Origin of the sequence: Micromonospora sp. ANENR4 (assembly GCF_015354395.1) — a bacterium.
GTDB lineage: Bacteria > Actinomycetota > Actinomycetes > Mycobacteriales > Micromonosporaceae > Micromonospora > Micromonospora aurantiaca.
In genome coordinates this window covers 107,697-122,776 of sequence record NZ_JADKYQ010000009.1, presented here as the reverse complement: position 1 = coordinate 122,776, position 15,080 = coordinate 107,697, and the positions used below count along the sequence as shown (strand labels likewise).

Genomic DNA, 15,080 nt, shown 5'->3' with positions numbered 1-15,080 from the left:
GCCCGCTGGGGAAACTCCCTCCAGCGGGCGGTTCAGTCTCCGCGCAGACCACGCAGCCGGGTCACCGCCTCGGCCAGCACCTCCGGCCGCTTGCAGAACGCGAACCGGATCAGCCGGCGACCGGCCTCCACGTCGTCGTAGAACACCTGCGTCGGCACCGCCACCACGCCGCAGCGCTCCGGCAGCGCCCGGCAGAACTCCACCCCGTCCCGGCCGCCCAGCGGCGTGACGTCGGCGGTCACGAAGTAGGTGCCCTCCGGCGGGAGCACACCGAACCCGGCGTCGGCCAGCCCGGCGGCGAGCTGGTCCCGGCGACGTTGCATGTCGTCCCGGAACCCGGTGAAGTACGCGTCCGGCAGCCCGAGCGCCACCGCCACCGCCGGTTGCAGCGGTCCGGCGTTGACGAACGTCAGGAACTGCTTCACCCGCAGTACGGCGGCCACCAGCGGCGCGGGGCCGCTCACCCAGCCGACCTTCCAGCCGGTGCAGGAGAACGTCTTGCCGGCCGACGAGATGCGCAGCGTCCGCTCCCACATCCCCGGCAGCGTGGCCGGTGGTACGTGCGGCGCGGCGGCGTCGGTGAACACCAGGTGCTCGTAGACCTCGTCGGTGACCGCGTACACGTCGTGTTCCCGGCACAGCTCGGCCACCGTCGTCAGTTCGTCGGCGGTGAAGACCTTGCCGGTCGGGTTGTGCGGCGAGTTCAGCAGCACCAGCCGGGTACGCGACCCGAACGCGGCGCGCAACTCGTCCGGGTCGAACGCGTACCTGCCGTCGGGCCCGGGCCGTAGCGTCACCGGGCGGCGGACCGCCCCGGCCAGCGCGATCGAGGCGGCGTACGAGTCGTAGTACGGCTCGAAGCAGATCACCTCGTCACCCGGCTCGCACAGCGCGAGGATGCTCGCCGCGATCGCCTCGGTCGCCCCGGCGGTCACCACGATCTCGCCGTCCGGGTCGTACTCCAGGCCCCAGAACCGGCGCTGGTGCTCGGCGACGGCGGCGCGCAGCGCGGGGATGCCCGGACCGGGCGGGTACTGGTTGTGGCCGGTACGCAGCGCCTCGGCCGCGGCGGCGAGCATCTCCGGCGGGCCGTCGGTGTCCGGGAAGCCCTGCCCGAGGTTGACCGCGCCGGTACGCACTGCGAGCGCGGACATCTCGGCGAAGACGGTGGTGCCGAACGGCCGCATCCGGGCCACCAGGGGATCGGTCGTCGTCACGGCTGCGAGCCTACGGCCCGCCGCCGAGTGCTCACCAGCCGAAGCAGGTCGCGCCGTACTCGCCCGAGTCCTTGGAGACGACCTTGCCGTTGACGGTGATCCGGCAGGTCACGTCGCCGGACCCGACCGGGCTGGCGATGATCTGCACCCGCTCGCGGTCGTTCGCCGTGAAGCTCAGCCGCCAGGGGGTGTCCACGGCGCCGGGCTGGTGGAAGTTGGCGTCCGCGTCGTAGAACTGCACCTCGGCCTCGCCGTCGGTGGCTGTCACCTCGTACAGCACGGTGAACTTGCCGGGCCCGCCGGACGGGGTGGTGGCCGGCCGGGCCGGCGGCGCGGTCGGCTCGTCGGCCCACCCGTCGGGCTCGCCGTAGAACGGCTCGTCGTACCGGTCGCCGGAGGCCGTCCCGTCGTCCAGGCCCCGGCCGAGGAAGGACAGCCCGACGCAGCCGCAGACGATGATCGCCAGCACGGTGACGAGGCCGATCACCAGGCCGGCCACCCAGCCACCGCCGCCACCGCGGCGCGGCGGCATGCCCGGATACGCGTACGGCGGCGGGTAGGGGCCGGGCGGGTAGGTGCCAGGTGTCCAGGCCGGCTGTGCCGGGAAGTCGGGCACGCCGGGCTGGGACGGCCACCCGGGCGCACCCGGGATGTGCGGGTCGCCGGAGGTCGGTGGGACGGGCGGGCGCGGCGCGGCGGCCGGGTCGGCCGGAGCCGCCCACCCCGGTTCGCCCACCGGGTGTCCCGTCCCGCTCGGTGGCATGGCCGGACCGGTTCCGGCTGACGCGCTCCCCGGGCCGGTGGCCGCCCAGGGGCTCGGAGCGGGCGGCGGCGACCAGGGCTCGGGCGGCGTCCACGGCTGCGGGGCGGCCAGCGGGTCCGGCGGCGTCCAGGAGGAGGGCTGCGGCGTGGCCGGCGCGGCGGTCGGGTCGGCCGGTCCGGGGGCCGGTTCGGGGGAGGGGGTCGTCTCGGACATGGGCTCAGCTCACAGGGGTACGGCGCGGACGACCGCGGAACGGTGGGGCCGGGGGACGGCGCCCGGCCTCAATGTAGGCGGTGGCGACCAGCCGTGCGGTCCCGGCCGGCGGTCCGCGCCCGGCGTCCCGAACCGGTCCGGACGGGCGGAACGACCTGGATGGTGCTTTGTCCGGTAATCGCATCCTCGACGCTCGGTTCGCTCAAATTCAGTGATCGTTAACCGCCCTTCCGAGCACGCGCGATGAGCGAAACTCGGTTAGGCTGCGGACCATGTGTGGAATCGTGGGTTACGCCGGCGCGCGCCCGGCGCTCGGCATCGTGCTTGACGGACTGCGGCGTCTCGAATACCGCGGCTACGACTCGGCCGGTGTCGCCGTGGTCTGCGAGGACGAGCTGCTGACCGAGAAGAAGGCCGGCAAGCTCGCGAACCTGGAGAAGGTCCTCTCCGAGCGCGCGGCCGACAACCCCGAGGACTGCGCCGCCAGCCCGATCGGCATCGGCGACGGCACCACCGGCATCGGCCACACCCGTTGGGCCACGCACGGCGGCCCGACCGACCGCAACGCCCACCCGCACCTCTCCCCGGACGGCCGCGTCGCGGTGATCCACAACGGCATCATCGAGAACTTCGCGAAGCTCCGCGCCGAACTGGAGGACGAGGGTGTCGAGTTCGCCAGCGACACCGACACCGAGTGCGCCGCGCACCTGATCGCCCGCGCGCTGGCCGACCTGCGCTCGGCCGGTGAGACCGACAGCCCGCAGCTCCTCGCCGCCGCCATGCGCGTGGTCTGCGGGCGCCTGGAGGGCGCGTTCACGCTGCTCGCCGTCGATGCCGGCATCCCCGGCGCGGTGGTCGGCGCCCGGCGCAACTCGCCGCTCGTGGTCGGCCGGGGCGACGGCGAGAACTACCTGGCCAGCGACGTCGCCGCGTTCATCGAGCACACCCGGGACGCAGTCGAGCTGGGGCAGGACCAGATCGTCCTGATCACCCCGGACAGCATCGACATCACCGACTTCCACGGCCAGCCGGCCAGCGGCACCGACTTCCACATCGACTGGGACTCGTCGGCCGCCGAGAAGGGCGGCTACGACTGGTTCATGCTCAAGGAGATCGAGGAGCAGCCGCAGGCCATCGCCGACACGCTGCTGGGCCGGCTCACCGAGACCGGCGAGATCGCCCTCGACGAGGTCCGTCTCAGCGAGCAGGACCTGCGCGACGTCGACAAGATCTTCATCGTCGCCTGCGGCACCTCGTACCACGCCGGCCTGGTCGCCAAGTACGCCATCGAGCACTGGACCCGCATCCCCTGCGAGGTGGAGCTGGCAAGTGAGTTCCGCTACCGCGACCCGGTGCTCGACCGCTCCACGCTGATCGTGGTGATCTCGCAGTCCGGCGAGACGATGGACACGCTGATGGCGCTGCGCCACGCCAAGGAGCAGAAGGCCCGCGTGCTGGCGATCTGCAACACAAACGGCTCGACCATCCCGCGCGAGTCCGACGCGGTGCTCTACACCCACGGCGGCCCGGAGATCGCTGTCGCCTCCACCAAGGCGTTCCTCACCCAGGTCGTCGCCTGCTACCTGATCGGCCTGCATCTGGCCCAGGTGCGCGGCATCAAGTTCGCCGACGAGGTGGGCGCGGTGGTGGCCCAGCTCCAGGAGATGCCGGGCAAGCTGCGGGAGCTGCTGGACCGGATCGAGCCGGTCCGCGAGCTGGGCCGCGAGTTGAAGTCCGAGCCGACGGTGCTGTTCATCGGCCGGCACGTGGGCTACCCGGTGGCGCTGGAGGGCGCGCTGAAGCTCAAGGAACTGGCGTACATGCACGCCGAGGGCTTCGCCGCCGGTGAGCTGAAGCACGGCCCGATCTCGCTGATCGACCAGGGCACCCCGGTGATCTGCATCGTGCCCTCCCCGGTCGGCCGGGGCATGCTGCACGACAAGGTCGTCTCCAACATCCAGGAGGTACGCGCGCGCGGCGCCCGCACCATCGTGATCGCCGAGGAGGGCGACCAGGCGGTGGTCCGCTACGCCGACCACCTGATCTACGTGCCGCGTACGCCGACGCTGCTGGCGCCGCTGGTGACCACGGTGCCGTTGCAGGTGCTGGCCGCCGAGATCGCCGCCGCCCGCGGGCACGACGTCGACCAGCCCCGGAACCTGGCCAAGTCGGTCACCGTCGAGTAGCCGATCTCGTCCACGGTCCCTCCGCCCGCACCACGGGTGGGGGGACCGCGTCGCATCCGGCCCGGTCATCGGCCCAGCACGATCCGGGCCATGCCGTCCAGCGCCGGGTTGTCCGGATCCCAGTAGCCGGTGTGGCCGTGCGGGGCGCTCCGGAAGCGCCGGCCGCCGAAGCCCGGCGCGCTCGGGTCGGCGCCGAACCAGAGCCGCTCGCCGGGCCCGTCGAGCGCGGCGAGCGCCGGACCGAGTGGCGTACCCGCGAACAGCGCGCGGCGGGCCAGCTCGTCCGGTGGGCGGGCCAGCCGGATCACGTCGTCCGGCGCGGTCGACGACCAGACCTGACCGGCGGGCATCCGCAGCTCGGCGGCATGGTCCACGCCGACGCCGGGCGAACCGACGAAGACCAGCGCGTCGGCGCTCAACCCGTGGTCGCGGGCGGCGGCGCCGACCACGAGCGAGCCGTAGCTGTGCCCGAGCACCGTCTGCCGGGCCGGCTGGCCCTCGTGCGCGGTCCGCAGCCCGTCCTGGAACCGGTGCAGCGCCGGGCCGGCGTCCTCGGCCTGCCGGGCGCCGGCCGCCTCGGTGAGGAAGTCCGGCGCGTCGTAGTCCAGCCAGAGCACCGCCGCCGCCTCCTCGCCCGGCCCGAGCGCCGCGCATCGCTGCAACACCCGGGCCGCGCGGCCCAGCTCGGCCGGCGCGTCGGCCAGATCCGAGGTCATGCCCGGGACGTAGGTGAGCACGGAGGCGGCGCGGTCCGGGTTGCCGAGCGCCACCACCGCGCGGCCGTCGCCGGCCGGGTCGAGCCCCAGCAGGTACGCCCGGGGCGCCCCACCCGCGGCCAGCCGCTCGGTGAGCCCGTCCAGACCGCGCAGCGCCGCCTCGACAGCGGCGAGCCGGACCCGGCGGGACGCCTCCAACGGCCCCGCCGGAAGCGGGTGCAGCAGCGCGAGCCGCCGTACGAGCAACAGCTCCCGCCGGTCACCGAGCAGCAGCCGGTTCGCCTGGTCCCGAGCGGCGGCCGGAAGCCCGTCGAGGCGACCGATCCGGCCCGGTTCCCGCCCGACCAGCCAGCGTCGCTCGGCCGCGCTCAGACCGGCCCACCAGCGGCTCACCTCGGCCGGACCGGCACCGAGCCCGGGCCGGTACGCGGGCGGCACGCTGACCCAGCCGCGTACCGAGGCGGTGGTCAGCTCCGCGAGCCGGTCGGCGGCCTCCCGGTCGGCTGCGTCGGCGAGCGTCAGCGCGCCCCGGATCCCGGCCCGCGCGTGGATCACCGCCGGTCCGGCCTGTGCCACCGGGCGCGCCGGATCGGGCCGGACCGCTCCGGTGCGGTCGACGAGCAGGCCACCCGACCCGGCGCGGGCCACCTCGGCGCCGAGCCGCGCCTTCGCCGCGCCCAGCCGGGCACCGAGTTCGGCGAGCACCTGGTCGACCTCGAGCAGGGCGGGCAGCACGTCGGTCAGGTCGGTGCGCAGGTCCCCGATCCGCCGTTGCGCCGCCGTCGCGGCGGCACCCGACCACCCGGGGCGGAGCGTGCCGATCCGGGCGGTCAGCGCGTCGGCGCGCCGCCGTACCGGCGTGGTGAGGCCCCGCCATGCCGTCCCGGCGGCGGACCAGGTGCCCGGGTCGGCGCGCCAGAGCTGCGCGTAGCCGACCGGCGTGGCGGCGTCAGCACTCCCGCCGCTCACCGGAGCACCCCGGTGAGGCGGCGGGCGGCGCGTTCGTCTACCGCCTCGTAGCCGTCCGCGCCGCGCCGCAACGCCTGAGCGGTGTCGGCCACCCGGGCGCCGAGCGCGCCGGACCAGCGCCGCACCGCCGCCTCCAGGTCGGCCAGCGCCGCACCGGATCGCCAGCCCTCCGTTGCCGCCACCAGCAACGACTCCGGCGCGGCGCCCGGCCCGCAAGCCAGCCGGTACGCGTCGTCGGCCAGCTCGCGCGCCACACTGCGCAGCAGCTCCGGGTCGACGTCGAACGGTCTCTCCACCACGTGACCTCCCTCGCCCGGCGCCACCGGCCGGCTCCGGACACCGGGACGCTAGGCGGCACCCGGCGGTGGCCGCCGACCCCTGTGGACAACGGCCGGGGTTTTCCACAGGGCGTTTCCGCCAGGCGGTCCGCGGCGCGTACCGCCGGTAGGGTGAGGCCGTGATCGGGGGAGCCGCGGGCGGAAGCTGAGCCGGCGCGACGAGCGGGGCGGGGTGGCATGAGACAGGTGTGGCGGGTCGCGGACGTTCGCGCGGCGGAGGCGGGCCTGCTGGCCACCCTCCCGCCCGGTGCGCTCATGCAGCGGGCCGCGGCCGGGCTGGCCCGGCGCTGCGCGTTGCTGCTCGCCGACCGGGGCGGTGTCTACGGCGCCCGGGTGCTGCTGCTCGTCGGGTCCGGCGACAACGGCGGCGACGCTCTCTTCGCGGGCGCGCACCTGGCCCGCCGGGGCGCGGCGGTGACCGCGCTGCTCCTCGCGCCGGGCCGGGCGCACGCCGAGGGCCTGGCCGCCCTGCGCGCCGCCGGTGGGCGCGTGGCCGACCGGCCGCCCGCGGTGGTCGACCTGGTGCTCGACGGCATCGTGGGCATCGGCGGCACCGGAGGGCTCCGCGAGACGGCCGAACAGCTGGCCGCGAGCCTGACCGGGCAGCGCGGGCGCGACGGCACGCCCGCCACCGTGGTCGCGGTCGACGTGCCGAGCGGCGTCGCTGTCGACACCGGCCACGTCCCGCTCACCGACGCCGGGCGGCCCCGGGCGGTTCGCGCCGACGTGACGGTCGCCTTCGGCGCGCTCAAGCCCGCACTGGTCGTCGGCCCGGCCGCCGAGCTGGCCGGAGAGGTCGAGCTGGTCGACATCGGGCTGACGCCGTGGCTGCGCGGCACACCGGCGCTCCAGGTGATCGAGCAGGCGGACGTCGTCGACTGGTGGCCGGCGCTGGGCGCGTCGTCGGAGAAGTACACCAGGGGCGTGGTCGGGGTGGCCACCGGTTCGGCCACCTACCCGGGCGCCGCGGTGCTCTCGGTCGCCGGGGCGCTCGCCGGTCCCACCGGACTGGTCCGCTACGCCGGGAGTGCCAAGGGCGAGGTGCTGCACCAGCACCCGTCGGTGATCGCCACCGGCCGGGTCGCCGACGCCGGCCGGGTGCAGGCGTGGGTCTGCGGCTCCGGCCTGGGCACCGGCGATGACTCCGCCGCCGAGCTGCGCGCGGTGCTCGCCGCGCCGGTGCCGGTGGTGCTCGACGCGGACGCGCTGACGCTGCTCGTCGACGGCAAGCTGGCCGATCGGCTGCGTGGCCGGGACGCGCCGATCGTGGTGACGCCGCACGACCGGGAGTACGCCCGGCTCTGCGGCGAGATGCCGGGGGAGGACCGGGTCGCCGCAGCGCTGCGGCTGGCCGCCTGGATGAACGCGGTGGTGCTGCTCAAGGGCGACCACACGATCATCGGTACGCCCGACGGCCGCGCGTACGTGAACCCGACCGGCACCCCGGTACTCGCCACCGGTGGCACCGGCGACGTGCTGGCCGGGCTGCTGGGCTCGCTGCTCGCCGCCGGGCTCGCGCCGGAGCGGGCGGCGGCCGCCGCGGCGTACCTGCACGGGCTGGCCGGCCGGGAGGCGGCGCGCGGCGGTCCGGTGACCGCGCCCGACGTGGCGGCGGCGTTGCGTCCGGTACTGGCCCGGCTGGGCTGATCCGGGCGGCGGTGCCCGGTGGCGACGGGCACCGCCCGCACGGCTCACGGCGCCGATGATCACTGACGGAAGTAGGCTGAGGACATGTGGCAGTCGGAGGTGCGCGTCGACCTGGACGCGATCCGGGAGAACGTGACCCGGCTCAAGGCCGGCACCAGCGCCGAGCTGATGGCGGTGGTCAAGGGCGACGGCTACGGCCACGGCATGGTGCCCGCCGCCCGGGCGGCGCTCGACGCGGGCGCGGACCAGCTCGGCGTCTGCACGCTGGACGAGGCGTTGCGGCTGCGTGAGGCGGGCATCACCGCGCCGGTGCTGGCCTGGCTGCTCGACCCCGGCCTGCCGCTGCACGACGGGATCACCGTCGGCGTCGACCTCGGCTGCGCCAGCCTCACCCAGCTCGACGAGATGATCGAGGCGAGCCGCCGGGCGGACCGCGCGGCCCGGCTGCACCTCAAGATCGACACCGGGCTGGCCCGGGGCGGCGCCACCGTCGCCGACTGGCCGGCGCTGCTGGAGGCCGCCGCGAAGGCCCAGGCCGACGGCCTGGTCGAGGTGGTCGGCGTGTGGAGCCACTTCGTGTACGCGGACTCGCCCGGCCACCCCACCACCGACCGCCAGCTCGCTGTGTTCCACGAAGGGCTGGAGATGGTGACGCGCGCCGGGCTGCGTCCGCGCTACCGGCACCTGGCCAACTCGGCCGCCACGCTGACCCGGCCGGACACCCACTTCGACCTGGTCCGGCCCGGCATCGCCGTCTACGGCCTGTCGCCGGTTGCGGGCGAGCAGTTCGGTCTGCGTCCCGCCATGACCGCCCGCGCCCGGGTGATGCTCACCAAGCGCGTCGCGGCCGGCACCGGCGTCTCCTACGGGCACACCTATCTGACCGAGCAGGAGGCCAACCTCGCGGTGGTGCCGCTCGGCTACGCCGACGGGGTGCCCCGGCACGCCTCCAACACCGGCCCGGTGCACCTCGCCGGCAAGCGCCGGACCATCTCCGGGCGCGTCTGCATGGACCAGTTCGTGGTCGACTGCGGCGACGACGAGGTGACCGCCGGTGACGTGGTGACGCTGTTCGGCAGTGGTGCGGACGGCGAGCCCACCGCCGACGACTGGGCCGAGGCGGTCGGCACCATCAACTACGAGATCGTGACCCGCTTCGGCGGCGTGCGCGTGCCCCGCGTCTACGACGGTGAGCGCGCATGAGTGTCCGGTTGCCGCGACCGCGTACCGCCGCCGGCAAGGTCGCCGGGCTGGTCGGCGCCGCCGTCGGTGTGGCCGCCGCCGGGCTCGCGGCGGGCGTGGTCAGCGAGCGGGTGCTGGTCCGCCGGCTCAAGAACGACCCCACCGATCGGTACGCCGACGAGGTCTTCGGCGAGCAGCGTTACGACGAGGCGTACCGGCTGGAGATGCCGGACGGCACCGACATCCACGTGGAGGTGGTCGAGCCGGCCCGTCCGGTCGCCGGGCACCCGACGGTGGTGCTGGTGCACGGGTTCTGCCTGGACATGGGCACGTTCCACTTCCAGCGCAAGCGGCTCGCCGAGCGCGGCGACTACCGGGTGGTCGCGTACGACCAGCCGGGGCACGGCCGTTCCGGCCGGCTGGAGAGCGGCGAGTACGACCTGACCGCGCTGGGCCACACGCTGCGCCGGGTGCTCGACGAGGTGGCCCCGGAGGGTCCGCTGGTGCTGGTCGGGCACTCGATGGGCGGCATGACGATCATGGCATTGGCCGAGCTGTACCCGGAGATGTTCGGTGACCGGGTGGTCGGCACCGTGCTGATGGCGACGTCGGGCGGCCTCGCGGCGGAGACCAAGCTGGTGGCGCCCGCGCTGCTCGGCCGCGTCGGCTCGCCGGTGCTCTACATGATGAGCAACGCCACCCGGTACGGCGGCACCGTGATCGACCGGGCGCGCCGGTCGACCTCGAACGTAGCCTGGCTGCTCACCCGCAAGTACGGCTTCGGCACGTCGAAGCCGAGCCCGGCCCTGGTGTCGTACGTCGAGATGATGAACTCGCGCACCTCGGCCGACACGGTCACCCGCTACCTGCGCACGATCGCCACCCACTCCCGGTTCCCGGCGCTGGCGGCGCTGGCCGGCACGCCGGTGCTGGTGATCGTGGGGGACAAGGACATGATCACGCCGGTGACGCACTCCGAGGAGATCGTCCGGCGGCTGCCGCACGCCGAGTTCGTGAAGATCGACGACAGCGGGCACGTGGTGATGCTGGAGCACGCCGACGAGGTGAACGCGGCGCTGGAGAGGTTCCTGGATTCGCTATGACGGTGATCGTGGAGCTGAAGACGGTCGACGACACCCACGAGTTCGGGCGGCGGCTTGCCGGTGTGCTGCGCGCCGGCGACCTGCTGCTGCTCAGCGGCCCGCTCGGGGCCGGCAAGACCGCGCTGACCCAGGGCATCGGCGCCGGCCTCGGCGTACGCGGGGACATCACCTCGCCCACCTTCGTCATCGCCCGGGTGCACCGGCCCGACCCGGCGCGGGGCGGCCGGGTGACGCTCGTGCACGCCGACGCGTACCGCCTGGGTGAGGCCGCCGACCCGCGCGCGGAGATCGACGACCTCGACCTGGACGCCTCGGTGGACGAGGCGGTCACCGTGGTGGAGTGGGGTGAGGGGATGGTCGAGCAGCTGGTCGACGCGCACCTGCGGGTACGCATCGACCGCCGCGACGACGACACCCGGGCGGTCACGCTGGAGCCGGTCGGCGGCGACTGGGCCGCCCGGGTCGCCGAACTGTCCTAGGGCTGGAGGGGCATCGTCCAGCAGTTGGAGTAGGCGGTGCGCCCGGCGAGCCGGTCGGTCAGCCAGGCCACCGCGTCGCCCTGATCGGTGATGAGTGGCGCCAGGTGGTTGGTGAGGAGCTTGTCACCGAGGTTGGGCAGGCTGACGGCCTGGTAGGTCACGTCGGCGCCCTTGCGGCACCAGTCGACCGCCAGTTGGCGGGCCTGCCGGTGCGGCACGATGTCGTCCTGGACGCCTGTTGCCACGCGTACCGGGCCGGCGGGCTTGAGCGTGCCGATGCGCTGCCGGTCGAGGACGGCGGCCGCCTCGGGCGAGGCGGCGATGACAGTGGTGAGGGACCGGCCGCCGGTGATCCACCTGCTGCTCTTGGTGAACGCGTACCGGAGGATCGCGTCACCGACGCACATGGTCGAGGTGTCGGCGAGCGCCGCCCGGCCGGCGTCGTTGATGTTCGCCTCGATGACGTCCCGCACCGCCGGGTCGGACTGGGCGAAGCCGTTGAGCGACCAGCCCAGCGCCCCGGCCAGCGCGCTGCCGTCGATGCCGCCGATGACGGCGGTCAGGTCGGCCGGCGGCGCGCCGACGTAGGTGCCGGCGAGCGGCACGTCCGGCGCGTAGGTGGGCTGGAGTTCGGCGGCCGCCGCGCTGGCGCCGCCGCCCTGGCTGTAGCCGTACAGGCCGACGCGGGACCGGTCGGTGACCGATGCTCCCGGCACCGCGCGGGCGGCGCGGGCCGCGTCGAGCAGGGCGCGGCCCTCGTCGAGGCGGTTGACGTACGTGTGCAGCCGGTCGGTCGCGCCCAGCCCGACGTAGTCGGTGACGACCACCGCGGCGCCGGTGGCGAGCAGGCGGTAGATCGCCAGGGCCTCGTAGCCGACGGACAGGGTGTCGCCGGTGAGGGTGAGCGGGTGTTGCAGGGCGAACGAGGGTGCGCACTGGTCGCCCTGCCCCATGGTGCCGGAGGCGACGGCGACCAGTGGGCGTGGCCCGGTGCCCCGCCACGCCGCCGACGGCTCGATGTAGGCGCCGGTCACACCGACGGGCCGGCCGTTGGAGTCGGTGGACCGGTACATCAGGCGGGTGGCGGTGCCGGGCATCGGGCGGCCGTCGAGCCCGGGGATGCTGAGCCCGAGCGGCAGCGGCTCGGTACGGATCAGCGTGCCGTTGGTGGCGGGCAGGTCGGCGGGCGGGTGGTAGAAGGCGGGGATCGTCACGCCGCGGGAGACCACCGGCGTGGTGCCGTCTGCGGCTGCGGCTGCGCCTGATCCGGCCAGGTAGGTGGCTGCCGCCGCGGCGACGGCCAGCATCCGGAGGCCGAGCGCGCGGCGGGGGGAGATAGCGGCGGCGGGCGTGCGGGGACGGGTGTTTCTCCTGCTCACGGGCACTCCTAGCGAGCATCGATGGTGGTGGATGCAAGCTAGCAGTGGCGGTGTGGCGTAAGTAACTTGCCGGTAGGTTACGCTCCGGTAACTTTTCTCGTCCAGTACCGGCCCCGGCGCCGACCGGGAGTGTCGGTCGTGGCTGGTAAGAAGGTGGCGACCGACGAGGAGAGGTTGCCGATGCCCGACGCCCCCACCCTGGACCTGCCGGCGCTGCTGCCGGAGGCCTGGCGTGCCGTGCTCACCCCCCACCTGGACCCGGCCCGCACCGCGGCGCTGGCCGAGTTCGTCACCCGGGAGTACGCGACCGCCACTGTCTTCCCGCCGCTGGAGGACCTCTTCTCCGCCTACCGGCTGTGCGGGCCGGCCGACACCCGGGTGCTGATCCTCGGGCAGGACCCGTACCACAAGGCGGGCCAGGCGCACGGGCTGAGCTTCAGCGTGCGCGAGGGGGTGGCGGTGCCGCCGTCGCTGCGCAACGTCTTCAAGGAGCTGGGCGAGGACCTGGGCGTGCCGAAGCCGCGCAGCGGCAACCTCGACGGCTGGGCCGCGCAGGGCGTCCTGCTGCTCAACTCGGTGCTGACGGTCCGGCAGGCCACGCCCGGTTCGCACGCCAACAAGGGCTGGGAGGAGTTCACCGACGCCACGATCCGGGCGCTCGACGCGCTCGACCAGCGCGTGGTGTTCCTGCTCTGGGGCGGCTACGCGCGCAAGAAGGCGGCGCTGGTGACCAACCCGCAGCACGTGGTGCTGGAGGCCGGGCACCCGAGCCCGATGAACCCGCGCGGTTTCCTCGGCAGCCGCCCGTTCAGCGCCGCGAACAAGGCGCTGGCCGACGCGGGGCTGCCCACCATCGATTGGGAGCGCTCAGCCGGCTGACCCGCCCGGCGCCTCGCCCGACGCTGCGGCGAGGCGCCGGCGGTACCGGGACAGCAGCTCGGCCGTGCGCCGGTCGGTCACCTCCACCTCGACCAGCGGCTCGACCGGGTACGTGCGGTCACCGAGGCGGACCTCGATGGGCTCGGGCAGGTCGTCGCACATCCGGGCCCGTAGTTCGCCGTAGCGGGTCAGCCAACGGTGCTCGCCCGGCTCCTCGGGCTCCGTGTGGATGCCGCCCCACTCCTGCCATCGGGCGTTCCAACGCTGCGCGTGGATCCGCTCGAGGAGCGCGCTGAACTGCGGCGAGTCCCGCCAGCGCACCGCGATCTCGACCGCGTCCACCGGCAGCGGCGCGCCCTGCAGCAGTGCCGCCATGCCGCCCGACAGCACGTACGGCAGGTCGCCCAAGGCGTCCATGAGCCGGTCCAGCCGGAGATCTTCGATCCGCTCGGCAAGCACCGTCCCGGCCATCTCGTCCAGCGCGGCGTCCAGGTGACTGTCCAGCGGCTCGACCGCGATCCGCAGTTGCCGGCCGAGCGCGGCGAGCAGGCGTTCCGCGGTGGTCAGGCTCGGCAGCCGGTCGCCGCGTTCGATCCGGGCGATGGCCGCCTGACTGAGCCCGGACCGAGCGGCCAGCGCCTGCTGGGTGAGGCCTGCTTGTTCGCGTTCACGTCGCAGGGTGCTGGCGATCTCTCGAACGAGGCGACTCTCCGTCATCTCCGGAGAATGGCAGTCCTCTTCTAAGTCTTATGCCTCTGAGTCATATTTATGACCCAGAGGCATAAGGCACTCACCTCTTCTCCTTAGTCCGGGCGCTACGCACCGTGAGTGGGCGAGCGGTGAGGGCGTGCCGGGCACGGGCGGGGCGGACGGCTAGGCTGGCTTACCGTGCTCGTACTCGTGGTGGACTCCTCGACGCCCGCGGTGACCGCGGCCCTTGCCGAGGTCTCGGCGGACGGCGTCGCGGTCCGCGCGTCCCGGCGCACAGTCGATGCCCGCGCCCACGGCGAGCTGCTCGCGCCGCAGGTCGACGCCGTGCTGGCGGATGTCGGCGCGCGTCCCGCCGACCTGGCCGCGATCGTCGCCGGCCTCGGCCCGGGCCCGTTCACCGGGCTGCGCGTCGGGCTGGTCACCGCCGCCACCGTGGGTCAGGTGCTCGGCGTACCCACGTACGGCGTCTGCTCGCTGGACGGGCTCGGCCACCCGGCGGCCGCCGGCGAGCCGGTGCTGGCGGCGAGCGACGCGCGGCGCCGGGAGATCTACTGGGCCGTCTACGACGGCGCCGGACAGCGCCTGGCCGGGCCGGAGGTGGCGGCCCCGGCGGTGGTCGCGGAGCGGGCGCGCGACCTCGCGGTCACCGTCGCGGTGGGCGACGGCGCGCACCGGTACGCGGACGTGCTGGGGCTGCCGGTACGCGACGAGCCGCGCTACCCGGACCCGCTGGCGCTGGCCCGTCTCGCCGCGCCGCGGATCCGCGCGGGCGCGCCCGGCGAGACGCTGACCCCGCTCTACCTGCGCCGGCCGGACGCGGTCGCGGCCACCGGCCACAAGCCGGTCCTGCCATGAGGCTGGGCCGGTTCCGCTGGTGGCACATCGACGAGGTGCTGCCCATCGAGGCGGACCTGTTCGGCGCCGAGCAGTGGTCGGCGGCGATGTTCTGGAACGAACTCGCCAACGGGCACTTCTACCTGGTCGCCACCGACGACGACGGCGCTGTGCTCGGCTACGCCGGGCTGGCCGTGTCCCCGCCCGACGAGGCGTGGGTGCAGAACGTCGCGGTCCGCCGGGACGCCCAGCGCCGGGGGATCGGCCGGCTGCTGCTGGAGGCGCTGCTCGCCGAGGCGGCCCGGCGCGGCGTCCGCAGCACGCTGCTGGAGGTCGCCGCGGACAACGCGCCCGCGCAACGGCTCTACGCCGGCTACGGGTTCGAGCCGATCGGCGTACGGCGCGGCTACTACCAACCGAGCAACACCGACGCGCTGGTCATGCAGCGCAACGAGGACTGACGC

The 15,080-nt window shown here is 74.5% G+C and carries 14 protein-coding genes; 8 read left to right on the top strand and 6 right to left on the bottom strand.

The window, feature by feature from the left end; all coding sequences use genetic code 11:
• Positions 1-32 precede the first annotated feature (32 nt).
• Together IRY44_RS17345 and IRY44_RS17340 are read right to left on the bottom strand one after the other, a co-directional pair.
• Positions 33-1,217, bottom strand: coding sequence for a pyridoxal phosphate-dependent aminotransferase (locus IRY44_RS17345; protein ID WP_194801397.1), 1,185 nt, complete (start codon positions 1,215-1,217; stop codon positions 33-35).
• A gap of 31 nt (positions 1,218-1,248) precedes the next feature.
• A complete protein-coding gene (locus IRY44_RS17340; protein WP_194801396.1) occupies positions 1,249-2,193 on the bottom strand; it encodes an MmpS family transport accessory protein in 945 nt (314 codons plus the stop codon).
• Between the two features lie 272 nt (positions 2,194-2,465).
• Between IRY44_RS17340 and glmS the strand changes: the two genes are divergently transcribed.
• Positions 2,466-4,379 (top strand): glutamine--fructose-6-phosphate transaminase (isomerizing), encoded by a 1,914-nt coding sequence (gene glmS / locus IRY44_RS17335; RefSeq protein WP_135242042.1) that lies wholly within the window; start codon positions 2,466-2,468, stop codon positions 4,377-4,379.
• Between the two features lie 65 nt (positions 4,380-4,444).
• Here the strand turns inward: glmS and IRY44_RS31300 are convergent, their stop codons facing one another.
• Together IRY44_RS31300 and IRY44_RS17325 are read right to left on the bottom strand one after the other, a co-directional pair.
• Complete coding sequence (locus IRY44_RS31300; RefSeq protein WP_194801395.1) at positions 4,445-6,064, bottom strand: alpha/beta hydrolase; 1,620 nt, start codon at positions 6,062-6,064, stop codon at positions 4,445-4,447.
• Positions 6,061-6,363 carry a type VII secretion target gene (locus tag IRY44_RS17325; RefSeq protein WP_194801394.1) on the bottom strand — a complete coding sequence of 101 codons (303 nt, stop codon included), beginning with the start codon at positions 6,361-6,363 and terminating at the stop codon, positions 6,061-6,063. Before IRY44_RS17325 ends, IRY44_RS31300 begins: the two co-directional genes overlap by 4 nt.
• Before the next feature lie 216 nt (positions 6,364-6,579).
• On the opposite strand from IRY44_RS17325, the gene IRY44_RS17320 reads away from it, so the two are divergent.
• The 4 genes from IRY44_RS17320 to tsaE all read left to right on the top strand — a co-directional run bounded on the left by IRY44_RS17320 (position 6,580) and on the right by tsaE (position 10,813).
• A complete protein-coding gene (locus tag IRY44_RS17320) occupies positions 6,580-8,049 on the top strand; it encodes an NAD(P)H-hydrate dehydratase (RefSeq protein WP_194801393.1) in 1,470 nt (489 codons plus the stop codon).
• Between the two features lie 84 nt (positions 8,050-8,133).
• Positions 8,134-9,252, top strand: a complete 1,119-nt coding sequence (alr, locus tag IRY44_RS17315) for an alanine racemase (RefSeq protein ID WP_194801392.1) — start codon at positions 8,134-8,136, stop codon at positions 9,250-9,252.
• A complete protein-coding gene (locus tag IRY44_RS17310) occupies positions 9,249-10,334 on the top strand; it encodes an alpha/beta fold hydrolase (protein WP_194801391.1) in 1,086 nt (361 codons plus the stop codon). Before alr ends, IRY44_RS17310 begins: the two co-directional genes overlap by 4 nt.
• Positions 10,331-10,813 carry a tRNA (adenosine(37)-N6)-threonylcarbamoyltransferase complex ATPase subunit type 1 TsaE gene (tsaE, locus tag IRY44_RS17305; RefSeq protein WP_194801390.1) on the top strand — a complete coding sequence of 161 codons (483 nt, stop codon included), beginning with the start codon at positions 10,331-10,333 and terminating at the stop codon, positions 10,811-10,813. Before IRY44_RS17310 ends, tsaE begins: the two co-directional genes overlap by 4 nt.
• Here the strand turns inward: tsaE and IRY44_RS17300 are convergent.
• A complete protein-coding gene (locus IRY44_RS17300; RefSeq protein ID WP_194801389.1) occupies positions 10,810-12,192 on the bottom strand; it encodes a lipase family protein in 1,383 nt (460 codons plus the stop codon). The two genes, tsaE and IRY44_RS17300, sit on opposite strands and share 4 nt — an antisense overlap.
• 180 nt (positions 12,193-12,372) lie before the next feature.
• On the opposite strand from IRY44_RS17300, the gene ung reads away from it, so the two are divergent.
• A complete protein-coding gene (ung, locus tag IRY44_RS17295; protein ID WP_194801536.1) occupies positions 12,373-13,071 on the top strand; it encodes a uracil-DNA glycosylase in 699 nt (232 codons plus the stop codon).
• Here ung and IRY44_RS17290 read toward each other — a convergent pair.
• Positions 13,060-13,788 carry a helix-turn-helix domain-containing protein gene (locus IRY44_RS17290; RefSeq protein ID WP_194801388.1) on the bottom strand — a complete coding sequence of 243 codons (729 nt, stop codon included), beginning with the start codon at positions 13,786-13,788 and terminating at the stop codon, positions 13,060-13,062. The two genes, ung and IRY44_RS17290, sit on opposite strands and share 12 nt — an antisense overlap.
• 171 nt (positions 13,789-13,959) lie before the next feature.
• On the opposite strand from IRY44_RS17290, the gene tsaB reads away from it, so the two are divergent.
• Together tsaB and rimI are read left to right on the top strand one after the other, a co-directional pair.
• The gene (gene tsaB / locus IRY44_RS17285) at positions 13,960-14,637 is read left to right on the top strand and encodes a tRNA (adenosine(37)-N6)-threonylcarbamoyltransferase complex dimerization subunit type 1 TsaB (RefSeq protein WP_194801387.1); all 678 of its coding nucleotides are present in this window, start codon (positions 13,960-13,962) and stop codon (positions 14,635-14,637) included.
• A complete protein-coding gene (gene rimI / locus IRY44_RS17280) occupies positions 14,634-15,077 on the top strand; it encodes a ribosomal protein S18-alanine N-acetyltransferase (protein WP_194801386.1) in 444 nt (147 codons plus the stop codon). Before tsaB ends, rimI begins: the two co-directional genes overlap by 4 nt.
• Positions 15,078-15,080: the final 3 nt, after the last annotated feature.

Bases quoted from the DNA above. Each gene is read 5' to 3' on its own strand.
- IRY44_RS17320 (WP_194801393.1), top strand. From the start codon at position 6,580: ATGAGACAGGTGTGGCGGGTCGCGGACGTTCGCGCGGCGGAGGCGGGC.
- IRY44_RS17290 (WP_194801388.1), bottom strand. From the start codon at position 13,788: ATGACGGAGAGTCGCCTCGTTCGAGAGATCGCCAGCACCCTGCGACGT.
- IRY44_RS17340 (WP_194801396.1), bottom strand. From the start codon at position 2,193: ATGTCCGAGACGACCCCCTCCCCCGAACCGGCCCCCGGACCGGCCGAC.
- ung (WP_194801536.1), top strand. From the start codon at position 12,373: ATGCCCGACGCCCCCACCCTGGACCTGCCGGCGCTGCTGCCGGAGGCC.
- rimI (WP_194801386.1), top strand. From the start codon at position 14,634: ATGAGGCTGGGCCGGTTCCGCTGGTGGCACATCGACGAGGTGCTGCCC.
- glmS (WP_135242042.1), top strand. From the start codon at position 2,466: ATGTGTGGAATCGTGGGTTACGCCGGCGCGCGCCCGGCGCTCGGCATC.
- IRY44_RS17310 (WP_194801391.1), top strand. From the start codon at position 9,249: ATGAGTGTCCGGTTGCCGCGACCGCGTACCGCCGCCGGCAAGGTCGCC.
- tsaE (WP_194801390.1), top strand. From the start codon at position 10,331: ATGACGGTGATCGTGGAGCTGAAGACGGTCGACGACACCCACGAGTTC.
- alr (WP_194801392.1), top strand. From the start codon at position 8,134: ATGTGGCAGTCGGAGGTGCGCGTCGACCTGGACGCGATCCGGGAGAAC.